General features: G+C 70.9%; 16 protein-coding genes and 1 pseudogene. 11 read left to right on the forward strand and 6 right to left on the reverse strand.

The genetic code is table 11. The features are described 5' to 3' along the window. Positions 1 to 33 precede the first annotated feature (33 nt). Both AB0I98_RS23350 and AB0I98_RS23355 read left to right on the forward strand, forming a co-directional pair. A complete protein-coding gene (locus tag AB0I98_RS23350; RefSeq protein ID WP_362944673.1) occupies positions 34 to 921 on the forward strand; it encodes an SDR family NAD(P)-dependent oxidoreductase in 888 nt (295 codons plus the stop codon). Between the two features lie 45 nt (positions 922 to 966). Continuing rightward, positions 967 to 1,938: an SDR family NAD(P)-dependent oxidoreductase gene (locus AB0I98_RS23355; protein WP_362944675.1), complete on the forward strand. Its 972-nt coding sequence runs from the start codon at positions 967 to 969 to the stop codon at positions 1,936 to 1,938. Here AB0I98_RS23355 and AB0I98_RS23360 read toward each other — a convergent pair. Beyond that, positions 1,901 to 2,443 carry a helix-turn-helix domain-containing protein gene (locus AB0I98_RS23360; RefSeq protein ID WP_362944676.1) on the reverse strand — a complete coding sequence of 181 codons (543 nt, stop codon included), beginning with the start codon at positions 2,441 to 2,443 and terminating at the stop codon, positions 1,901 to 1,903. The two genes, AB0I98_RS23355 and AB0I98_RS23360, sit on opposite strands and share 38 nt — an antisense overlap. 76 nt (positions 2,444 to 2,519) lie before the next feature. Between AB0I98_RS23360 and AB0I98_RS23365 the strand changes: the two are divergent. From AB0I98_RS23365 to AB0I98_RS23375, 3 genes and pseudogenes are all read left to right on the forward strand, one after another. Beyond that, positions 2,520 to 3,568, forward strand: a pseudogene (locus AB0I98_RS23365) (aldo/keto reductase). Then, positions 3,565 to 4,284: a DUF998 domain-containing protein gene (locus AB0I98_RS23370; RefSeq protein ID WP_362944678.1), complete on the forward strand. Its 720-nt coding sequence runs from the start codon at positions 3,565 to 3,567 to the stop codon at positions 4,282 to 4,284. The pseudogene AB0I98_RS23365 and the gene AB0I98_RS23370 overlap by 4 nt, the downstream one beginning before the upstream one ends. Positions 4,285 to 4,294: 10 nt before the next feature. Next, on the forward strand, positions 4,295 to 5,317 hold the full coding sequence (locus tag AB0I98_RS23375) for an aldehyde reductase (RefSeq protein ID WP_362944680.1): 1,023 nt from the start codon (positions 4,295 to 4,297) through the stop codon (positions 5,315 to 5,317). A 289-nt stretch (positions 5,318 to 5,606) separates the two neighbouring features. Here the strand turns inward: AB0I98_RS23375 and AB0I98_RS23380 are convergent, their stop codons facing one another. The 4 genes from AB0I98_RS23380 to AB0I98_RS23395 all read right to left on the reverse strand — a co-directional run bounded on the left by AB0I98_RS23380 (position 5,607) and on the right by AB0I98_RS23395 (position 9,597). Further along, positions 5,607 to 6,596, reverse strand: coding sequence for a DNA-3-methyladenine glycosylase 2 family protein (locus tag AB0I98_RS23380; RefSeq protein WP_362944682.1), 990 nt, complete (start codon positions 6,594 to 6,596; stop codon positions 5,607 to 5,609). Positions 6,597 to 6,796: 200 nt separating this feature from the next. Then, positions 6,797 to 8,107: a coenzyme F420-0:L-glutamate ligase gene (locus AB0I98_RS23385; protein WP_362944684.1), complete on the reverse strand. Its 1,311-nt coding sequence runs from the start codon at positions 8,105 to 8,107 to the stop codon at positions 6,797 to 6,799. Further along, a complete protein-coding gene (cofD, locus tag AB0I98_RS23390; protein ID WP_362944686.1) occupies positions 8,104 to 9,063 on the reverse strand; it encodes a 2-phospho-L-lactate transferase in 960 nt (319 codons plus the stop codon). Before cofD ends, AB0I98_RS23385 begins: the two co-directional genes overlap by 4 nt. A 42-nt stretch (positions 9,064 to 9,105) precedes the next feature. Beyond that, positions 9,106 to 9,597 carry a cysteine dioxygenase family protein gene (locus AB0I98_RS23395; RefSeq protein ID WP_362944688.1) on the reverse strand — a complete coding sequence of 164 codons (492 nt, stop codon included), beginning with the start codon at positions 9,595 to 9,597 and terminating at the stop codon, positions 9,106 to 9,108. A gap of 708 nt (positions 9,598 to 10,305) precedes the next feature. Between AB0I98_RS23395 and AB0I98_RS23400 the strand changes: the two genes are divergently transcribed. The 3 genes from AB0I98_RS23400 (at position 10,306) to AB0I98_RS23410 (ending at position 15,921) form a co-directional block, all read left to right on the forward strand. After that, positions 10,306 to 10,569 (forward strand): WhiB family transcriptional regulator, encoded by a 264-nt coding sequence (locus AB0I98_RS23400; protein ID WP_003975777.1) that lies wholly within the window; start codon positions 10,306 to 10,308, stop codon positions 10,567 to 10,569. 181 nt (positions 10,570 to 10,750) lie between these two features. Next, positions 10,751 to 14,437 (forward strand): glycosyltransferase family 2 protein, encoded by a 3,687-nt coding sequence (locus AB0I98_RS23405; RefSeq protein WP_362944690.1) that lies wholly within the window; start codon positions 10,751 to 10,753, stop codon positions 14,435 to 14,437. Beyond that, the gene (locus AB0I98_RS23410) at positions 14,434 to 15,921 is read left to right on the forward strand and encodes a DUF5719 family protein (protein WP_362944692.1); all 1,488 of its coding nucleotides are present in this window, start codon (positions 14,434 to 14,436) and stop codon (positions 15,919 to 15,921) included. The genes AB0I98_RS23405 and AB0I98_RS23410 overlap by 4 nt, the downstream gene beginning before the upstream one ends. A 29-nt stretch (positions 15,922 to 15,950) precedes the next feature. Here the strand turns inward: AB0I98_RS23410 and AB0I98_RS23415 are convergent, their stop codons facing one another. Then, on the reverse strand, positions 15,951 to 16,400 hold the full coding sequence (locus tag AB0I98_RS23415) for a metallopeptidase family protein (RefSeq protein ID WP_362944694.1): 450 nt from the start codon (positions 16,398 to 16,400) through the stop codon (positions 15,951 to 15,953). A 284-nt stretch (positions 16,401 to 16,684) separates the two neighbouring features. Here AB0I98_RS23415 and AB0I98_RS23420 point away from each other — a divergent pair, with 284 nt between their 5' ends. From AB0I98_RS23420 to AB0I98_RS23430, 3 genes are all read left to right on the forward strand, one after another. Next, positions 16,685 to 17,107 (forward strand): DUF3499 domain-containing protein, encoded by a 423-nt coding sequence (locus AB0I98_RS23420; RefSeq protein WP_210576335.1) that lies wholly within the window; start codon positions 16,685 to 16,687, stop codon positions 17,105 to 17,107. Positions 17,108 to 17,268: 161 nt separating this feature from the next. Then, a complete protein-coding gene (locus AB0I98_RS23425) occupies positions 17,269 to 18,885 on the forward strand; it encodes an L-lactate permease (RefSeq protein ID WP_362944696.1) in 1,617 nt (538 codons plus the stop codon). A 101-nt stretch (positions 18,886 to 18,986) separates the two neighbouring features. Beyond that, a complete protein-coding gene (locus AB0I98_RS23430) occupies positions 18,987 to 20,354 on the forward strand; it encodes a phosphomannomutase/phosphoglucomutase (RefSeq protein WP_362944698.1) in 1,368 nt (455 codons plus the stop codon). Positions 20,355 to 20,675 lie beyond the last annotated feature (321 nt).

Below are 20,675 nucleotides of genomic sequence, written 5' to 3' on the forward strand. Positions count from 1 at the left end.
ACTCATGGAATTCGCATTCCTAGCGTGGCGTGCATGAACGCTTCGCGCATCGCCCTCGTCACGGGCGCCAACCAGGGACTCGGCCGCGCCCTCGTCGAAGGACTGGGGGCCCGCATGCGTCCGGACGACCTCGTCCTGCTCACCGGCCGCGACAGCCGGCGGGTGGCAGACGCCGCCTGCGAGGTCAGCCGATTGCCTGGCACGCGTGCCCGCGTCGAAGGCCAGGTTCTGGACGTCACCGACACCCACGCCATCGCCTGCCTCGCCGAGGATGTGCGGGCCCGGTTCGGCGGGGTCGACGTCGTCGTCTCCAATGCGGTTGCCCGTCTGCTGCCCGAGGAGTCACAGGCCGAGCGGGCGGATGAGTTCATCGACGTCGCCAACACCGCCACTCATACGATCCTGCGCTCCTTCGCCCCGGTCCTTCGCCCGGGCGGCCGACTGCTCGTCGTGGCCAGCAGCCTGGGCACCCTCGGCCACCTCGACGCCCGGCTGCACCACCTGTTCGACGGCGCGAGCCTGAACCAGGTCGAGTACGCCGTCGAGTCGTGGCGTGCCGCCATCCACAACCGGACCGCGCAGGAGGCCGGCTGGCCCCTCTGGTTGAACGTGCCCTCGAAGGTGGCTCAGGTCGCCGCCGTCCGTGCCGTCGCCGCCGAACGCCGCGAGAACGATCTCGCCGACGGCACGCTGATCGCGGCCGTGTGTCCCGGCATGGTCGACACCGCCACCTCGCGCCCCTGGTTCAGCGACTACAGCCATGCGCAGTCACCGGCCCAGGCCGCCGAAGCTCTGCTCGACCTGGTCTTCGCAGAGCACGTCGACCCCGCCCTCTACGGCGAACTCGTCCGCTTCGGCAAAGCCCTGGACTGGTACGGCGGCACACCCCCGGTGGAACAGGACCGGATGCTCACCCCCTGACACGCCGTTGCACACGCCTCACATCACACCGACGGGAGTTCACTCATGGGTTCCATCACCACCCCCTTCGGTTTCTCCAGCACGGCTGCCGAGGTGGCGCAAGGCGTCGATCTCACCGGCCGTCGTGCGGTGGTCACCGGAGCGTCCTCCGGCCTCGGGGCCGAGACGGCCCGGGCCCTGGCCGCCACGGGCGCGGCAGTCACCCTCGCTGTCCGGGACAGGGCGGCGGGTGAACGCGTCGCCAAGGACATCACCGCATCGACCGGCAATCACGAGGTGCATGTCGCACACCTTGACCTGGCCGATTCCGCGTCCGTCACCGCTTTCACCGCCGCCTGGCGGGGCCCGCTGCACGTCCTGGTGAACAACGCGGGCGTCATGGCCTGCCCTGAGCAGTACACCGAACAGGGATGGGAATGGCAGTTCGCCACCAACCACCTGGGCCACTTCGCCCTCACCACCGGACTGCACGACGCGCTGGCCGCCGACGGCAACGCGCGCGTCGTCATGGTGAGTTCCACCGGTCATCAGCGGTCACCCGTCGTCTGGGACGACATCAACTTCGCCTTCCGCCCCTACGACCCGTGGCTCGCCTACGGCCAGTCGAAGACCGCCAATGTCCTCTTCGCGGTCGAGGCCACCCGCCGTTGGGCCGCGGACCACATCACCGCCAATGCCCTCATGCCGGGCGCCATTTACACCAACCTGCAACGGCACACCGGTGGCCGTGGCAGCGGAAGGGTCCCCGCCCACCTGATCAAAACCGTCGAACAAGGCGCGGCGACCTCCGTCCTCCTCGCCACATCGCCTCTCCTCGAAGGCGTCGGTGGCCGCTACTTCGTCGACTGCAATGAGACCGAGGTCGTTGAGCGCCGCTCCGGCACCCTGCATGGCGTCGCCCGGTACGCCGTCGACCCGGACAACGCCCGACGTCTGTGGACCCTGTCGCAGGAACTGCTCGCAGTCCCGACACGCGGCCTCAGCGCTGCGGCTGGGTGCGGAGTCCGTCGAGGATGAGCGCGAGCATGCGGGGAGCCCGGTCTTCCGGGCTGGAGGCGGCACGCCATAGTGCGCCGGTGAGCTGGAGGAAGTCGCCGGGGTCGGCGTCCGTACGGATGCTCCCGTCCTTCTTGCCGGCGTCGAGGAAGGCGGTGATCGCGGCGATGACCGGCCCGTAGCTCTGCTCGCTGATCGCCTGGTGCGCGCTGGGGCTGAGCGCGTCGCCGAGGCCGTGTTTCCTGCGCATCGCTTCGACGAGGTCGGTCGTCCAGTGGCGGAGCGCTTCGAGTGGGGGCATCCGGGCCAGCAGGTCGGGCACGGTGCCGAGGATGCGTGCGACCTCGTCCTGGTAGACGGCGAGAGCGAGTGCTTCGCGGGTGGGGAAATTGCGGTACAGGGTGCCCGCGCCGACACCGGCGCGCTGGGCGACCTGGTTCATCGACGCGCCGCCGTCCTCGGCGAACGCCTCGCGGGCGGCCGCGAGGATGCGAGCCCTGTTCTCACGGGCGTCAGAGCGGACCACGGGACCTCACCTTGCTAAGTGGAGAACTCTCCACTACGTTATTCGGAGAGTTCTCCACTTAGTTTAGAGGGACATCATGCAGTACATCAAGCTCGGCACTTCTGGCATGGACGTGTCACCGATTGCGATCGGCGCGATGACCTACGGCGAGCCCGACCATGGGCACCCCGTCTGGTCGAAGGGCGAGGAGGAGGCACGCCCGCTGATCAAGCACGCGCTGGAGGCGGGGATCAACTTCTTCGACACCGCGAACATGTATTCCCACGGGTCCAGCGAGGAGATCCTCGGCCGCGCGCTCAAGGACTTCGCCGACCGCGACGCCGTGGTGATAGCCACCAAGCTGCGCCATCCGATGCGGCTGGGGCCGAACGGACGGGGTCTGTCGCGTAAGGCGATCATGACCGAGGTCGACCACTCCCTGCGCCGCCTCGGTACGGACTACATCGACCTCTACCAGATCCACCGCAACGACCACTCCACCCCATGGGAGGAGACACTCGAGGCACTGAGCGACCTCGTGAAGGCCGGCAAGGTCCGCTACCTCGGCGCCTCGTCCATGCACGCGTGGGAGTTCGCAAAGGCTCTGCACCTGCAGAAGCAGAACGGCTGGGCGCGATTCGTGTCGATGCAGGACCACTACAACCTCCTCGCCCGTGAGGAGGAGCGCGAGATGATCCCGCTGTGCCTGGACGAGGGCGTCGGCACGATCATCTGGTCGCCGCTGGCCCGCGGCCGCCTCGCCCGCCCATGGGACGACGCCCGCTCGACGGCGCGCTCCGAGACGGACGGAGCGTACGCGGACCTGCTCTACTCGCCCGAGCAGGAGGCGTCCAACAAAGCGATCATCGACGCGGTGGGGGACGCCGCGCACGCTCACGGCGTCAGCCGTGCACAGGTCGCGCTCGCCTGGCTGCGCCGCCAGCCGGTCGTCACCGCGCCGCTGGTCGGTGCCGGCTCGATCCGGCAGATCGACGAGCCGTGGCCTCCCTCGACATCGACCTCACCGACGACGAGGTGCGCGCCCTGGAGGCCCCGTACACGCCGCGGCATGACTGGCAGGGCGTCTCGGACGAGGCCGAGATGGAAGCCATCCGCAAGCGCGTCCCCGGCATGGCTCTCGCATGAACCCCATCGTCCGCTCCGGCGCGGCCGCCCGCGCCGGAGCCCTCTTCATCCTGCTCGGCCCGCTCGTGTCCTGGCTCGCCGAGTTCATCACCGCCGCCGCATGGCAGGACCCGCCGTACTCGCCCTTCCACAACTGGGTCAGCCACCTCGGCCTGACCGGCCCGCCACAGACCGCGTTCGGACAGGTCGCCAACTCCCCCCTCGGCGCCGTCATGGACACCGGTTGGGTGATCTACGGCATCCTTCTGATCGTCGGTGCGTTCCTCGTGTTCGACCCACGCAAGGGCACCCGCCCGCTCATCATCGTGATCCTCGCCGTCCTCGCCGGCGTCGGGGTCTCGCTCGTCGGCATCTTCCAGGGCTCCAACGCCAACGTCGACAACGGCCTGATCGCCTTCCACACCCTCGGCGCCCAGGGAGTCATGCTCACCGGCAACATCATGGCGATCGCCGTCGGAACCGGCGGAGCCCGCATCGGCCTCGGGAGGAGTCGGTCGATCGCGAGCATCACCCTCGGCACCGTCGGACTGATCGCGTTCCCCCTCTTCATGGCCGACGTGTTCACCGGCTGGATGTGGAACATCGGCATGCTCGAGCGCGCCGTGATCTACCCGATCATGATCGGCCACGTCCTCCTCGGAAGCAGCCTGGCCGCGGCCCAGCGACGTCATGCGACGCGCCCGCCGACACCGCTCGAAGCACACGTCGCGAACTGAGGAGACACAGATGACACAGGTACTGGTCACCGGAGGAACAGGATTCATCGGGAGCTGGTGCGTCCTGACCCTGCTCGACGCCGGACACACCGTACGCACCACGGTCCGCGACCTGCGGCGCGAGCCGGCACTGCGCTCCTGGCTCCACGCAGCCCAGCCGTTCGACGACGACCGTCTCATGGTCGTACGCGCCGACCTCGCGCACCGCGACGGCTGGGACGAAGCCGTCGCCGACTGCGATTTCGTCCTCCACGTCGCCTCGCCGACCCTGCGCAGTACACCGGCGAACGACGAGGAGATGGTGGCCCCAGCGCGCGAGGGCGTCCTGCGGGTGCTGCGCGCCTCCCGCGACGCCGGCGTGCGCCGCGTCGTCCTGACGAGCGCCTTCGGTGCCATCGGGATCGGGCATCCCCCGCGCTCGACCCCGTTCACCGAGGAGGACTGGACCGACGTCGACAGCGAAATCCCGCCCTACCAGCGGTCCAAAACGCTCGCCGAGCGAGCCGCCTGGCAGTTCGTCGAAGACGAAGGCGGCGGTCTCGAACTGACAGCGGTTCATCCCGTGGGGGTCCTTGGACCACTGCTCGGCCCGGACGACCCGCCATCGCTGCGTCTTGTGCGCAGAATGCTCGAGGGACGGGTCCCTGCGTGCCCTCCCTTCGGGATGGGATACGTCGACGTGCGCGACGTGGCGGACCTGCACCTGCGTGCGATGACAGATCCGGCAGCCGCCGGCGAACGCTTCCTAGCAATCGCCGGGCACAATCTGCGCCTCGTCGACATCGCGCGCACTCTGCATGACCGCCTGGGCGAGCGCGCCGCGAAGGCCCCGACGCGTGAACTGCCCGTGTGGCTCACACGCGCGCTGGGCATCGTGAACCCGGAACTGCGACTGCTGAGGCACCAGCTCGGCCGGGACCTCGACGCCACAAGCGCCAAGGCGGAACGCCTCCTGGGATGGCGGGCGCGTCCCATCGAGGACACCATCGCCGACACCGCCGAGAGCCTCCTCGCCCACGGCATCGGGAAATGACCGGAGCTCGTCATCACCGACTCCCTCATCGGCACCCGCGCCCGCATAGGCGAACGCTCCATCCTCACCGCCGTCATCGGCCCCTGCGGGCGCGGTGCGTTTCTCCTCGGACCAGTAACTACCCACGACCCGCCCAACGCCGGACCGGCAGCCCACCTCAGCCTGTCCGGCGTTTGAGGACGAGGCCCTTCAGGCCGAAGCGGGGGTCTGGGGCGCAGCCCCCAGGGATGGGACGGGTAGGGGCGGCGGGGGCGAAAACGGCACGGCGGTCACCTCGGCGCAGGGCCCGTCACAACCGCCCGATATCAGTCTTCGGCATCCGCGGAGCCCTCCGCGGCGGCGTCCGCCCACTCAACAGAATCAACCGAGCCGCCCGATGCCGCTGCCCCGCATACGGCTCCAACAACTCCAGCATCACGGAGTCATCCGCATCCCGATCCCCCGCCAGCGCCCACCCCACGATCCCCGGCAGATGCAGATCCCCCACGGTCACCGCATCCGCCGCCCCATGACTGCGCTGCACGGTCTCCGCCGACGTCCACGGCCCCACCCCCGGCAGGACCTCCAACCGAGCCTGCGCCGCCTCCGCCGACATCCCCACCGCCTCCTCCAGCCGCGCAGCCACCCGCACGGCCCGAAGAATCGTCGACGCCCGCTTGTTGTCGACCCCGGCCCGATGCCACTCCCACGACGGAATCAACGCCCACGTCCGCGCCGCAGGCATCACCCACATCCGCCCACCGACCGGCCCCGGCGCAGGCTCCCCGTACTTCCGCACCAGGATCCGCCACGCTCGATACGCCTCTCCGGTCGTGACCTTCTGCTCCAGAATCGACGGAATCAACGACTCCAGCACCAGCCCGGTCCGCGTCAGCCGCAACCCCGGCCGCCGATGCCGAGCCAACGCCACGAGCCGATGCCGCGGCTCGAAGACGGACGGATCGTCGGCACCCCCGACCAACTCGGGCAACTGCTCCAGCAGCCACTCGGCCCCCGGCCCCCACGCCTCCCCGCACACCTCACCGCCCCGCACCGCGACCCGCAACGTCCCCGGCCCCACGGGCGTAAGGCTGGCCCGCCACACAGACCCGTCCGCCGCCACCCGAAACGTCGGATCCCCCGCCCCCCGCCGCAACGGCCCCAGCACCAGCCCGAGATCGACCGGCCCATCCGGCACATACGTCCGCACCCGCCCCGGCGCCACAGCCTGCCGCGGCACGCCGACATACCCATCCCGCACGGTCGTACGAGTAGGTCGGGGAGCAAAACGTCCGGCCACGAATGAGGTCCTAGAGGTGAGGGAGAAAGCTCTACGAGACTAGGCGGTACATAGCCAACGACGTGAGGACAACGTCCCAAGGGGCGCGGGGCTGTATCGATATGCGGCTCCGCCGCGTGGGCGCGACCGGCCCCATCGAACCCGCAGCCGCCCGCGCATCTCCACCCCCCGATCCGTAGGCACCCGGCCTCAGCGGAGAGTCACCGCACCTCGATGAACGCCCCCGCATCCCGCTCCGCCCGAGGCCGCGGCTCCTCCGCCGGATGACCGACAGCCACCGCGCCCATCGGATCCCAGTGCTCCGGCAGCCCGAGCACCTCCCGCACGACATCCCGGCAGAACATCGTCGACGACACCCACGCCGACCCCAGCCGCTCCCCGGCCAGCGCCACCAGGAAGTTCTGCACGCCGGCCCCGGCCGCGACCACGAACATCTCCCGCTCGGCGCCATCCCGCCGCACGTCCCCGTACGTGTGCGACCCGTCCATCACCAGGCACGGCACCACCAGATACGGCGCGTTCCGCAGCACGTCCCCTCGCCGCACCCGCTTGGCGATGGACTCCTCGCTCTTGCCGTCCCGCCGCAGGTCGGCGATCCACGCGTCCCGCATGGCATCCAGCAACCCGGTCCGGGACTCCGGCGACTCCAGCAGTACGAACCGCCAGGGCGTGGTGTGATGCGGCGCCGGTGCGGTCACCGCCGCGGCGACCGCCCGTCGCACCGCACCGGCGTCCACCGGCTCGTCCGTAAAGGCCCGTACGGTACGCCGCTGAGTCACCGCCTCCCGTACCGCCTCGGACGTGCCCAGCCGGAACATGTCGTCGCGCGCGCCGCGCACCATGGCCCGCGCCCCCTCCCCGTCGTCCATGGCCACCACGTGCGCCAGCCCGCGCAGGACGGCGACGGGCAGCCCGGCGGCCTTGCCCTTGACCAGGTCTCCGGCGGCGGCCAGTTCGTCCGCCGTCGCCACGACGGTCGCGCTGAGCGGATTGCCGTACGCGTCCGCCCCTCCACGTAGATCGTCCAGCACACGCACCCCGGCCGCGCCGATGGCGACGTCCGTGAGCCCCGTACGCCAGGGCCGTCCGAAGGTGTCGGTGACGACGACTCCGACGGTGACGCCGAGGGCGTCCCGCAGCCCGTCGCGGATCGCGCGCGCGGACGCGTCCGGGTCCTCGGGCAGCAACAGGACTGTCCCGGCAGGGGTGTTGGAGGCGTCGACCCCGGCGGCGGCCATCACGAGCCCCTGCCGGTTCTCGACGATTCGCAACGGTCCGCGCCGCGCCACGACCCGTACAGTCTCGGCGTCGATCGCGGCCTCCCGGTCGTCCGCCGCCACCACGCGTCCCTCCGCCTTGGACACGATCTTCGAGGTGACGAGCAGGACGTCCCCGTCGGCCAGCCCGGGTTCGGCGGCGGCGATCAGCTTGGCGAGGTCGTCGCCCGCGGCCACCTCGGGCAGACCGGGAACGGCCCAGACCCGGTAGCCGTCGTCAGGTGCCGTGCTCATGCCGCTTGAACCTCCGCCGCCATGGCCAGCGCCTCCCGGGCCATCTGCGTGGCCGCGTCAAGGTCGGTCATCATCAGCGGTACGGCCCGGCAGCGGATGCCCGCCGCCTCGACGCGCTCGACGGACGCCGCGTCGACGGTGTCGACCAGCCAGCCGTCCAGCAGGCCCGAGCCGTAGTGCTCGGCGACCGCCGCGGCCGTCGACTCGACGCCGACCGCCGCGAGAACCTTGTCGGCCATGCCCCGCACGGGCGCGTCCCCGACGATGGGGGACAGGCCCACGACCGGCACCCCGGCGTTGGCGATGGCCTCGCGGATGCCGGGCACGGCGAGGATCGTGCCGACCGACACGACCGGGTTGGACGGCGGGAAGAGGATGACGTCCGCCTCGGCGATCGCCTCCAGGACCCCCGGCGCCGGCTTGGACTGCTCCGCGCCCACCGGCACGACCGCCTCGGCCGGCACCGACGCCCGCAGCCGTACCCAGTACTCCTGGAAGTGGATGGCCTTGCGCTCGCCGTCGATCTCGACGGCGACGTGCGTCTCGACCCGGTCGTCGGTCATCGGGATCAGCCGGACGCCCGGCTTCCAGCGGTCGCACAGCGCCTCGGTCACCGCGCTCAGCGGATACCCGGCCCCGAGCATCTGCGTCCGCACGATGTGCGTGGCGAAGTCCCGGTCACCGAGCCCGAACCACTCGGGCCCGACGCCGTACGCCGCGAGCTCCTCCTTGAGATGGAAGGTCTCGTCGGCCCGGCCCCAGCCCTGTTCCTCGTTGATGCCGCCGCCGAGCGTGTACATCACCGTGTCGAGGTCCGGGCAGACCTTCAGGCCGAAGAGGTGGATGTCGTCCCCGGTGTTGCCGATGACCGTGATGTCCGCGTCCGGCACGGCCTGCATCAGACCGCGCAGGAACCGGGCACCACCGATGCCGCCTGCCAGAACCACAATGCGCATGGGAATCAGTGTTGCAGGCGGGTACGACAACGGGGCAGGCGGTTACGAGACCGGGGCGGCCGCTGTGCACTGGGCGCTGTGCATCGGCATCTCGGTGAGGCCCGGGAAGTAGACGTGCAGGCTGACCGCGGGCTCCAGCGCGTCGTTGACCACCTCGTGGACGTACCCCGGCGCGAACACCCTCTGCGCACCCGCCTCCAACGCGCGCGTGCCGCGCTCCGTGCGCTCGGTCAGCGTGCCGTCGAGGACGGTCAGCACTCCGGAGGACGGGCCGTGGTCGTGCCGTCCGCTGCCCTGGCCGGGCACCCAGGACAGCAGCCACACCTCGTATCCGGGGCCGGTGCGCAGCCGGTGGTACCAGCGGGACGTGGCGTCGTACTGGACCAGGTGCTGCCACTGGGAGCGGTCGGCGGCGATGGAGCGGGCCAGGCCGACGAAGTCGGCGACGGTGGCCGGGTGCTCGCTCGGCGCCCGCAGGAGGTGAGTGACTTCGAGGATGTCGCCGGCGATCTGGAGGTCGCTGTCGCTGTTCATGGGTGCGGTGGTTCCTCGTCGGAAGAGAAGAGCTCGGAAGAGAAGAGCGGGAAGTGGAGCGGCGGAGGCGAGGGGAACAACAGCCGAGTCCGACGGGCGTGGAAGCCGGTCCGATGGACTCAGGGGCAGCCGGAGCGCGTAAGGCTCAACAGCAGGAACAGCAACAACAGCGACAGCGGGCGCGGGCAGCACCGAGGGACCCGGCGGTGCGGGTCGAGGTGAGTGCCAAGTGCGCGAGCATGCCCACAAGGACAGCGGTTGACACCTCGCACTGTCAACTCGGCGCCCGGTATCTGGGACGCGGTTCACCTCATCCGGTCCATCCCCGTGACGAAAGGTTTGTGCACGGGGCGGCCGGGACACATGGCGCAGAACCGGGCGCACAAACCTCGATGCGATCCCGTGATCGGACTGTGATCCGGATCGATTCGAGTGTGTGTCGGAACGGGATCGATGTTCCGGGCGTCCTTCTCCGTGCAGGCTCTGCGCGGGGGTGGCGGCCCTCCGGGGCCTCATCTGCTTGTCAAGGTTTAGGACGATTTGAACACTTTCCGCTAGGCCTTGGTTCCGCAGAGTGAATAAGGGGCTCAATAGCAGATCTCGGCTTGACTCGCCCGGAGCAGCACACTTGTAATTTCACTCGTGTCGTTCAGCCGAAATCGGTAACGGCTACATCACGGGGACGCGAAAGACTGACGAGGGGCGCACATGACCGAGCTGGTGCAGCAACTGCTGGTCGACGACGCGGACGAGGAACTCGGCTGGCAGGAGCGCGCGCTGTGCGCCCAGACCGACCCCGAGTCCTTCTTCCCCGAGAAGGGCGGCTCCACCCGCGAGGCCAAGAAGGTCTGTCTCGCCTGTGAGGTCCGCTCCGAGTGCCTCGAGTACGCGCTCGCCAACGACGAGCGGTTCGGCATCTGGGGCGGTCTGTCCGAGCGTGAACGACGTCGGCTGAAGAAGGCCGCCGTCTGACCGGACGGTAAGCATCCCTTTCGTACATATGTGACGAACGGCCCGTTGCAGGTGGGTTATCCACAGGCGGCGGGCCGACGTCATGCCCAGCCGATAGTGTGGTCGCTCGTCCGAGACGTCCCGCTGCCCCCTGTGGGCACAGGTGTCCACCGCAGTCCATCGAACCGGGGCCCGTACCTCGATGTCCGTGCACAGTCATACGGCAGCCCACCAAGACGCCGCTGCCGCGCCTGAGTTTCCGCGTCATGTAGTGACAGCGGTGCTCGTCTCCCATGACGGCGCCCGCTGGCTGCCCGACGCGCTCGCCGGGCTGCTCGGCCAGGAGCGCCCCGTTCAGTACGCCATGGCGGCCGACACCGGCAGCGCGGACCACTCCGCCCAACTGCTCACCGACGCCCTCGGCGCCGACCGTGTGCTGCATCTCGCCCGTCGCACCGGCTTCGGCCAGGCCGTCGAGGAGGCGGGCCGCACAGCCCCACTCCTCACCCCGGACGAGCTGCCCTATCTGAAGCGCCCGAGCGGCTGGGACCCCGTCACCCGCACCTGGCGCGACGACGCGTACGACATGCCCGAACTCCCTTACGGCGAGCCGGTGCAATGGCTGTGGCTGCTGCACGACGACTGCGCCCCGGAGCCGGACGCCCTGGCCCAGCTGCTGCGCGTCGTGGAGAACGAGCACGAGCTCGGCCGCGACGACATCGCCGTCGTCGGCCCCAAGCTCCGCGGCTGGTACGACCGCCGGCAACTGCTCGAGGTCGGCGTCACCATCGCCAACTCCGGCCGCCGCTGGACCGGCCTGGACCGCCGTGAACAGGACCAGGGCCAGCACGACCACGTCCGGTCCGTGCTGTCCGTGTCCACCGCCGGCATGCTTGTGCGGCGCGATGTCTTCGAGCAGCTCGGCGGGTTCGACCGCCGGCTGCCCCTGATGCGCGACGACGTCGACCTGTGCTGGCGCGCCCAGGCCGCCGGTCACCGCGTCCTCATCGCCCCCGAGGCGGTCGTACGACACGCCGAGGCGGCCTCCCGTGAGCGCCGCACCGTCGACTGTGTGGGCCGTACGTCGGCCTCCCCGCACAAGGTCGACAAGGCCGGCGCCGTCTACACGCTGCTGGTCAACACGCGGACGGCCGTGCTGCCCTGGGTCCTGGTGCGGCTGGTGCTCGGCACCCTGCTGCGGACCGTCGCCTATCTCGTGGGCAAGGTCCCCGGGCAGGCCCTCGACGAGATCCGGGGTCTGCTGGGCGTGCTGTTGCGGCCCGAGCGGATCATCGCCGGGCGGCGCAGACGCGGCCGCCCGCAGATCGAGAAGGACGAGCTGCGAGCGCTGTTCCCGCCGCCCGGCGCGACCGTGCGGGCCACCGTCGAGCAGGCCGCGGGCAGCCTCTTCCGCGACTCCGACCCCGAGACCGCCGGCGGTGCCGGGCGGCACGGGGGCGCGGTCGAGTCCGGGCCCGGCGGGGACGACGCGGACTTCCTGGAGATAGAGCAGTTCGCGCGACTGAAGCGCATCGCCCGCAATCCCGGCCCGATGCTCTTCCTGGTGCTGCTGTTCGTCTCGCTCATTGCCTGCCGCCAACTGCTCGGCGGCGGCGCGCTCGCGGGCGGCGCGCTGCTGCCCGCCCCGGCCGAAGCGAGCGAGCTGTGGTCGCGGTACCTGGACTCCTGGCATGGAGTGGCCGCCGGCGGTACCTCGTCCGCGCCGCCGTATCTCGCGTTCGTCGCCCTGCTGGCCTCCGCGCTGTTCGGCTCCACCGGGCTCGCGGTCACCGTTCTGCTGGTCTGCTCGGTGCCGCTGGCCGGTCTCACCGCGTACTTCGCCTCCCGCCCGCTCGTCGAATCACGGCTGCTGCGCGCGTGGACGGCCGTCGTCTACGCCTTCCTGCCCGCCGCCACCGGCGCGCTCGCCGGCGGCCGCATCGGCACGGCCGTCCTCGCGATCCTGCTGCCGCTCCTCGCGCGCGCGGGCGTCTCGGCCAGCGGCCTGGCGAACGCCTCAGGGGCGCGCGGCAGTTGGCGGGCCACCTGGGCGTACGCCCTGCTGCTGACCGTCACCACCGCGTTCACGCCGATCGTGTGGCCCATCGCGCTGATCCTCGGCATCGGCGTGCTGGCCGTGCGCCGCGCCGACATCACCGCCCACGGCCTGCGCTTCCTGGCCCAGCTCGGCACCCCCCTGCTGGTGCTCGCGCCCTGGTCGCTGACCCTGTTCCCGTCCGGCTTCTTCTCAGAAGCCGGTCTGGAGTACGGCGCCTCGGCCGCGTCGGCCACCGACCTGCTCGGCGCCAGCCCCGGCGGGCCGGGCACGGTGAACGGGCTGATGCTCATCGGCATCGTGCTGGCCGCGCTGGCCGCCCTGTTGCGCTCCCACCGTCAGTTCGGAATCTGGACGGCCTGGGCCGTGGCTCTGGTGGGCCTCGTCTTCGCGGTCCTGTCCAACAGCTCCACCTGGGCCGGCCCCGCGACGCTCGTCTACGGCATCGCCCTCCTCGCCGCCGCCGCGCTCGGTGCCGACGGGGCACGCGCGCGTGTCGCCGAGCAGAGCTTCGGCTGGCGTCAGCCGGTGGCCGCGCTGATCGCCTTCGCCTCGGCCGCGGGCCCGCTGCTCGTCGCCGCCGGCTGGATGATCAGCGGCGCCGACGGGCCGTTGGAGCGGCGCGACCCGGTACAGGTGCCCGCGTTCGTCGCCGAGGAGAGCAACACCCGCGACCAGGCCCGCACCCTCGTCCTCGACAGCGACTCCGCGGCCCGCGTCGGCTACATGCTCGTCCGCGGCTCCGGGGCACGGATGGGTGACGGCGAACTGGCCGCGGCGGACGGCGAGAACGCGACGCTCGACAAGGTCGTCGCCAACCTCGTCGCCGGGTCCGGAGCCGATCAAGCCGATCAGCTCGGCAAGTTCGCCGTACGCTACGTCCTCGTCCACAAGGGCGCCCCGCGCGAGGTGACCCGCGTACTGGATGCCACGCCCGGGCTGTCGCGGCTGAGCCAGCAGGACGGCGGGGCGCTGTGGCGGGTCGATCAGCAGGTCTCGCGGGCGGCGATAGTCGCCGAGTCGGGCTCCGGGGGCGCGCAGTCCGTCGCCGCCGGGCCCGTGGAGATCCACACCACGATCCCGGCAGGCGCGGAGGGAAGGATCCTGCGGCTCGCCGACACCGCCGACGAGGGCTGGACGGCCACCCTGGACGGCACGCCGCTGACGCGCAAGACGGTCGACGGATGGGCCCAGGGCTTCGAACTCCCCGCCTCCGGCGGGCAGCTGGACGTCACCTTCGACGCGCCGCTCACCCACACCGCCTGGCTGTGGGCCCAGGGCTCCCTCGCCGTCGTCCTCGTCGTCATGGCCCTGCCCGGCCGCCGCCGGGACGTCGACGACGACCTCCCGGAGGAGGAGGCGACGGTCGTCCCGGCCGAGGCCGTACCGGGCGAGGGCCGCCGCGCCCGCCGCCTGCGCGCCCAGGCGGAGGCCGAAGAGACGGACCAGGCCGAGGAGTTCCCGCCTCCGCCGCCACAGGAGCCCCCGGCAGCGATTCCGCAGCAGCAGCCGTACGGCGAGTGGGACTCGACCTACGCCGGCGCCCAGTACGGCGGCTATGACGGCGAGCAGTACCAGGGCGCCACCCAGCAGCAGTACCAGGACGGGTCGTACGGCCAGCAGTACCCGGCGGACCCGTACCAGGGAGGGCAGTACGACCCCTACGCGTACGGCGGTCCGGGCCAGCCGGGCTCCTACGACCAGCAGACGTACGGGCAGACCCCGTACGAGCAGGGCCAGGACGGGACCTATCCCCAGGGCTACGACGCGACGTACGACCCGGCGCAGCCGTACCCGAACGGCAGTGAGCGCCCCGACGGGAGTCAGCAGTGAACCGCACCACCCTGTCCCTGATCGCCGGCGCCACCGCCCTCGCCGCCGTCACCGGATTCGCCGCGCTGACCGCACCGGAGGCGACCGGCACGGACACCGCGCAGGCGGCGGCCGAACTGCCCGTGGAGCGGACGAGCCTGCTGTGCCCGGCGCCGAGCACATCGGATCTCGCCGAGACGTCGTACACGTCCTTCACGCCGGTCACGAAGGGCGCGGACGGCGACGGTTCGGCCGAGCTGCAGGCCGCGGGGGAGGAGCGGGCCGGGGGCGAGGCGAAGGGCAAGAAGGCCGACAAGCCCGTTTTGGAGCCGAAGGAACCCGGGACGCCGGTCACCGGCGATGTCTCCGGCGCCGACTCGCCCGCGCTGGTGGGCACGGCCGAGGGGAAGTTCGCGCCCGGGTGGACCGTGCAGGAGACCACGGAGGTCGGCGCGGGCACGGGGCGGGGGCTGCAGGGAGTCAACTGTTCCGCGCCGGACACCGACTTCTGGTTCCCCGGAGCCAGCACCGCGGCGGACCGCACCGACTATGTGCATCTGACGAACCCCGACGACTCCGCCGCGGTCGTCGACATCGAGCTGTACGGCAAGGACGGGGCGCTGGAGTCGACGGCGGGGGAGGGCATCACGGTGCAGCCGCACTCCAGTGAGCCGGTGCTGCTGTCGACGCTCACCGCGGACAAACAGACCAACGTGACCGTGCATGTGAACGTCCGCAGCGGGAGGGTGGGCGCTGCGGTGCAGGCGCTGGACGAGAAGCTCGGCGGTGACTGGCTGTCCGCGACCACCGATCCGGCGAGCAGCCTGGTCCTGCCCGGCATCCCCAAGGACGCCACCGAAGTGCGACTGATCGCCTTCACGCCCGGTGACGCGGACGCCGACCTCAAGGTGCGGCTGGCTTCTCCGTCCGGGCCGATCACACCGGCCGGGAACGAGACGCTGCACGTGAAGGCGGGCATGACCACGGCGGTCGACCTGGGCGACGTGACGCGCGGGGAGGCGGGCTCGCTGGTGCTGACGCCGACCGATCAGTCAGTGCCGGTCGTGGCCGCCGTGCGGGTCGTCCGGGGAAAGGGTGCCAAGCAGGAGACGGCGTTCATCCCGGCGACGAGCCCGGTCGGCACGCGCGCGACGGTGGCCGACAACACGGAGAAGGGCTCCACGCTGGCCCTGACCGCGCCCACCGGTACCGCGAAGGTCAAGGTCACCGCGTCCGCGGGCAGCGACGGGGGCACGGCGGTGTCGAAGACGTACACGATCAAGTCCGGCACGACACAGGACGTCGAGGCGCCGGTGCCGACCGGTGTGAAGGGGGCGTACGCCCTGACCGTGGAGACGGTCTCAGGAGCGCCGGTGTACGCGTCCCGGACCCTGGCGAGGACGGCGAACGGCCTTCCCGCCTTCACGGTCCAGACCCTGCCCGACGACCGGGGCATGGTGTCGGTGCCGGAGGCGGACGAGGACCTGGCGGTGCTGCAGAAGTAGGGGCACGGAGGCCTTAGGCCTTGCTCCGGTCAGTCCTCGCCGTACCGCGGATCGACCGTCTCCGGAGTCAGCCCGAGCAGCTCGGCGACCTGTTCGACGACGACCTCGTGGACCAGCGCGGCCCGCTCGTCGCGCCCCTTCGTGCGGATCTCCACCGGTCGCCGGTAGATGACCACCCGCGCGTGACGCCCGTCGCGCGCGGGGATCGTGCCGCCGAGCGGGACCGCCTCGTCGTTCCAGGCCCGTCCGGGGCCGTCGAGGCGCGGTACCTCGAGCACCAGGAAATCGATGTCGGCGAGCTGCGGCCACCGTCGTTCGAGACGTTCCACGGAGTCCTGCACCAGGTCGGCGAACGCCTCGGCACGGCTCGCCGCCAGCGGCACCTGCGGCGGCGCGATCGGGCCGCGCATGCCCCGGCCGTGGCGATCACGACGGCGGGGGCCGGAACCGGCGGCAGAGGGCGGTACGGGGTTGTCCATCACTGGTGAAGCGTAGTCCCCGCCCGAGCCGGGTGCTCCGTGCCCACGCGGCGCCCAGCCACCCGGTACGGCATGCCGGAAGATGACCATTCCAGCCAAGGTTGGGCTCGATTCCGTATCTCTCCGAGACCGGCGATCTCAAGGCAATTGATGGGGTTTGTACCGAGTGGTGACCGGAGGCGCGTTCGCGCCGCTGACTAGAAAGCGGTATCTATGCAGGTCAGAAGAGTGTGTTCAGAGGGGCGTGTGGGGCGTTTCACAACACGACACGGTGGAGTGACCTGGTGGAGAGTCGTCGCGGCCCGCTCAAGAGTGCGGTACCGTCCAACGTCGTGAGCCCTGTACGTCGCTGTTCGCGAACCGCTTGCGGCCGACCCGCCGTTGCGACACTGACGTACGTCTACGCCGACTCGACCGCGGTCCTCGGCCCGCTCGCCACCTACGCCGAACCCCACTGTTACGACCTGTGCGCCGAGCACTCCGAGCGCCTCACCGCACCCCGCGGCTGGGAGGTCGTACGACTCCTGGACGGCTCGGCTCCGGCGCGGCCCAGCGGCGACGATCTGGAAGCGCTTGCCAACGCCGTGCGCGAGGCGGCCCGGCCGCAGGAGCGTGCCGCGCAGGCCGGTGGCGGCGGTCGCGGGGCCGACCCGATGGAGGTCGCCCGGCGGGGGCATTTGCGGGTGCTGCGTTCTCCCGACAGCTGACGCCGACCGGATTCGGCCGCTTTCTCTGTGCGTGTCCCGTGTGCGTTCCCTGTGCGTTTCGCTGAGTGACGCACGCCCATTGACGCGAAGTTGTTGCGGACACGACCATTCCGGGAGCCCGTGAGAAATCGCTTTCGCATAGCGGAATCCGGGAGGCGCCCGTGTATGTCCAGGAACTGGAACCCGTCGCCGACTCGCTCGGTCTGTCCGCCCTCGTGGCGGCCCTGCCCCTTGTGATCGTCCTCGTCCTGCTCGGCGGCGTCCGTATGAAGGCGCATCTGGCCGGCCTCACGGGCCTCGTGGCGGCCGCGCTGGTCGCCTGGCTCGCGTACGGCATGCCGCTGGACCAGACGGTCTCCAGCGCAGCCCAGGGAGCCGTCTTCGGGCTCTTCCCCATCCTCTGGATCGTCGTCAACGCCCTGTGGGTGTACCGGATGACCGTCCGCACCCGCCATTTCGACATCCTGCGGCGGTCGTTCGGGCGGCTCTCGGACGACCCGCGCATCCAGGCGCTGGTCGTGGCCTTCTGCTTCGGTGCCCTGCTGGAGGCGCTCGCCGGGTTCGGCGCACCCGTCGCCATCTGCTCGGTCATGCTCGTCGCGCTCGGCTTCGAGCCGGTACGCGCGGCCGTCGTCGCGCTGGTCGCCAACACCGCGCCCGTGGCCTTCGGCGCGATGGGCACACCGGTCGTGACACTCGCTCAAGTCACCGGTCTGCCGCTGGACTCGGTGGCTTCCGTGGTGGGGCGTCAGACACCGCTGCTGGCACTCGTCGTGCCCCTCGTGCTGGTGTACCTGGTGGACGGACGGCGCGGGCTGCGGGAGACCTGGGTGCCCGCCCTGGTGTGCGGAATCGCCTTCGCCGTCGGGCAGTTCGTCGCCTCCAACTACGTCTCCGCACAACTCGCCGACATCGGCGCCGCCTTGCTCGGCGCGGGCGCCCTGGTCGCCGTACCGCACGCGCGCGTGCCCGCCGCCGAGTCCGTACGCACCTCCGTACTGACCGGGGTGCGCAGCGAGGACCTGGACGTGGAGGACCCGCGGCCCGAAGTCGTCCGTGCCTACGCCCCGTACGCGCTGATCGTCGCCATCTTCTCCGTCGCCCAGATCCCGGCGGTCAAGGACTGGCTGGCCGAGACGACACAGACGTACGACTGGCCCTTCCTGGACGTCGCGGGACCGGACGGCGATCCGGTCGGCGGCAACGTCTTCACCTGGCCGATCGTCTCCACCGGCGGAACCCTCGTGCTGCTGGCCGGTGTGTGCACCGCGGTCGTTCTCGGGGTGCACGCGCGCGTGGCGGTCAAGGAGTGGGCGGCCACCGTGCACGAACTGCGGTTCGCGATCCTGACCGTGACGTCCGTGCTGGCCCTCGCCTACGTCATGAACCTCTCCGGACAGGCCGCCACCATCGGCCACTTCGTGGCGGCGGCCGGGGCCGGGCTCGCCTTCCTGTCGCCCGTGCTCGGCTGGTTCGGCGTCGCCGTCTCCGGCTCGGACACCTCGGCCAACGCGCTCTTCGGCGCCCTCCAGGTGACCGCGGCCCGGGAGTCGGGGCTGTCGCCCGAACTGCTGGCCGCCGCCAACAGTTCGGGCGGTGTCCTCGGCAAGATGATCTCGCCGCAGAACCTCACCATCGCCTGCGCGGCCGTCGGACTCGCGGGCCGCGAAGGGGACATACTGCGCAAGGTGCTGCCCTGGAGTGTGGGGCTGCTGATGGTGATGTGCCTGATCGTGGTCGGCCAGAGTTCACCGGTGCTGGATTGGATGCTCCCCTGACCTCAGGTTACGGCTGGGAGTCCACCTGGCCTCCGCACAGCGCATTGTCAGCGGGTACGGGTAGCTTGTGGTGACCGATAGGACTTTCAGGAGGGTTGGCCGTGTCTGCTGATCTGTCGCAGCTCGTGAAGGCGTACGACGTACGCGGGGTGGTCCCGGACCAATGGGACGAATCGCTGGCCGAGCTGTTCGGGGCCGCCTTCGTCCAGGTGACCGGGGCGAGCGCGATCGTGACCGGGCACGACATGCGGCCCTCGTCGCCGGGGCTGTCGGGCGCCTTCGCGCGCGGGGCGGCGGCGCGCGGCGCCGACGTGACCGAGATCGGCCTGTGCTCGACCGACCAGCTGTACTACGCGTCCGGCGCGTTCGACCTGCCCGGCGCCATGTTCACGGCCTCGCACAACCCGGCCCAGTACAACGGCATCAAGATGTGCCGGGCGGGCGCGGCCCCCGTCGGCCAGGACACCGGCCTCGCCGAGATCCGCGCACTGGTCGAGGGCTGGATGGACTCCGGCGCCGCCCCGGAACCGGCGGCCACGACGGGAACGATCACGCAGCGGGACACGTTGGAGGACTACGCGGCACACCTCCGCTCCCTCGTCGACCTGACCTCCATCCGCCCGCTGAAGGTCGTCGTCGACGCGGGCAACGGCATGGGCGGCCACACCGTGCCCACGGTCTTCGCCGGCCTGCCCCTGACCCTGGTGCCGATGTACTTCGAGCTGGACGGCACCTTCCCCAACCACGAGGCGAACCCGCTGGACCCGGCGAACATCGTCGACCTCCAGAAGCGCGTCCGTGACGAGTCCGCCGACCTCGGCATCGCCTTCGACGGCGACGCCGACCGCTGCTTCGTCGTCGACGAGCAGGGCGCGCCGGTCTCCCCCTCCGCCATCACCGCCCTCGTCGCCTCCCGCGAGCTGGCCAAGCACGGCGGCAAGGGCACGATCATCCACAACCTGATCACGTCCTGGTCGGTCCCGGAGGTCGTCAAGGAGAACGGCGGCACGCCCGTCCGCACCCGCGTGGGCCACTCCTTCATCAAGGCCGAGATGGCCAAGTCCGGCGCGATCTTCGGCGGCGAGCACTCCGCGCACTACTACTTCGCCGACTTCTGGAACGCCGACACGGGCATGCTCGCCGCCCTCCACGTCCTCGCCGCCCTCGGCGGCCAGGACGGCACCCTCTCCGCCCTCGTCGCCCAGTACGACCGCTACGTCGGCTCCGGCGAGATCAACTCCACCGTCGACGACCAAACCGCCCGCCTCACCGCGATCCGCTCCGCCTACGAGGACCGCGAAGGCGTAACCCTCGACAACCTCGACGGCCTCACGATCACCACCGCCGACTGGTGGTTCAACGTCCGCCCCTCCAACACGGAACCCCTGCTCCGCCTGAACGCAGAGGCCCGCGACGAGGCGACGATGACGAAGGTCCGGGACGAGGTGCTGGGGATCATCAGGGGCTGAGGGCTGAGGGACGGCTCTCGGCGCGGGCGGCGCCATTTCAGCCCGCCCGGAGTCCGAGGCCGAGGGGCGCCGTCCGAGCCTGTACCCACCCGCTGGGGCAGCTCGCTTCCCGCACGCCGATCGGCACCACTCAGCCCGTCGGCGTACGAGGACGAGATCGTCACAGCCACCCCCAGCCTGCCGGCGTACGAGGACGAGACCGCGTCAGCCAAACTCAGCCCGTCCGGCGTTTGAGGACGAGGCCGCAGGCCGACGGGGTCCAGGGGCGAAGCCCCGGTGGGGGCCCGGGGGCGAAGCCCCGCTGGGGTGCAGGGGCGCAGC

The sequence above is a fragment of the Streptomyces sp. NPDC050211 genome (assembly GCF_040656035.1).
GTDB lineage: Bacteria > Actinomycetota > Actinomycetes > Streptomycetales > Streptomycetaceae > Streptomyces.

Coding starts and splice junctions, on each gene's coding strand:
- AB0I98_RS23370 (WP_362944678.1), top strand. CDS start 3,565: ATGAACCCCATCGTCCGCTCCGGCGCGGCCGCCCGCGCCGGAGCCCTC.
- AB0I98_RS23400 (WP_003975777.1), top strand. CDS start 10,306: ATGACCGAGCTGGTGCAGCAACTGCTGGTCGACGACGCGGACGAGGAA.
- AB0I98_RS23375 (WP_362944680.1), top strand. CDS start 4,295: ATGACACAGGTACTGGTCACCGGAGGAACAGGATTCATCGGGAGCTGG.
- AB0I98_RS23355 (WP_362944675.1), top strand. CDS start 967: ATGGGTTCCATCACCACCCCCTTCGGTTTCTCCAGCACGGCTGCCGAG.
- AB0I98_RS23385 (WP_362944684.1), bottom strand. CDS start 8,107: ATGAGCACGGCACCTGACGACGGCTACCGGGTCTGGGCCGTTCCCGGT.
- AB0I98_RS23350 (WP_362944673.1), top strand. CDS start 34: ATGAACGCTTCGCGCATCGCCCTCGTCACGGGCGCCAACCAGGGACTC.
- AB0I98_RS23395 (WP_362944688.1), bottom strand. CDS start 9,597: ATGAACAGCGACAGCGACCTCCAGATCGCCGGCGACATCCTCGAAGTC.
- cofD (WP_362944686.1), bottom strand. CDS start 9,063: ATGCGCATTGTGGTTCTGGCAGGCGGCATCGGTGGTGCCCGGTTCCTG.
- AB0I98_RS23405 (WP_362944690.1), top strand. CDS start 10,751: ATGTCCGTGCACAGTCATACGGCAGCCCACCAAGACGCCGCTGCCGCG.
- AB0I98_RS23415 (WP_362944694.1), bottom strand. CDS start 16,400: ATGGACAACCCCGTACCGCCCTCTGCCGCCGGTTCCGGCCCCCGCCGT.